Source organism: Vibrio sp. 1402 (genome assembly GCF_033340275.1).
On record NZ_JAWOWE010000472.1, the window covers coordinates 1 to 591 of the forward strand.

Annotated in this window: 1 protein-coding gene and 1 pseudogene; both read right to left on the bottom strand. The window is 45.7% G+C overall.

Features of this window, described 5'->3' with window-relative positions; all coding sequences use genetic code 11:
- A pseudogene (locus tag R7044_RS26735) lies at positions 1-97 on the bottom strand (DNA-binding response regulator); the annotation flags it as partial.
- Positions 98-100: 3 nt separating this feature from the next.
- Positions 101-591, bottom strand: a 491-nt coding sequence (locus tag R7044_RS26740) for a tetratricopeptide repeat protein (RefSeq protein ID WP_225456175.1), incomplete at its 5' end; no start/stop codon positions are given.

Sequence of the window (591 nt, forward strand, 5' to 3'; positions counted from 1 at the left end):
CTTTTTCTACCCAATCCACGGTGTACCCATGGCGACTTAATGAAGTCACCATGGATTGACCGAGTAGTTTGTCATCTTCTACGAGTAATAAGCGCATAGATTATTTCAATCTCCCAAGAGTCGCTTCAATTTCCAGTTTTCGACCTTTGTCAGCTAAAGGTCGGTCAGGGCGAGGTGTCGCCTGCATTGCGCGAGTCAAATACACTTTCGCTTCTTTGTCTCGACCTTCTTCTGCAAGGAAGTCTCCATAAAAATAGTTCGGATCGATGCCTTTTGGATTGATCTCTAACGCTTTTTTCAACATTTCTTCGGCTTTATCGTCATCACCAAAGCCAATTGGCCACCCCGGAACTTTGTAATACAAAGAACCTAAACTGGTGTATGCAGAGCCATCAAGCGTTTGCGGTGACGTTGCAATTACCCCTTCGAGTAAAGATTTGGCTTCTTTGGCGAGTGATAGTGCACCTAAGCCACCTTGAGCACCAGCCAGCGATGCTTTATTGATTGCCAGCCAAACAGTGAGTTCGGGATTACCCGGTTCTCTGTCGAGATAAATACTGGTTTTGGCAATCGCACGATGGAAGCATTGTT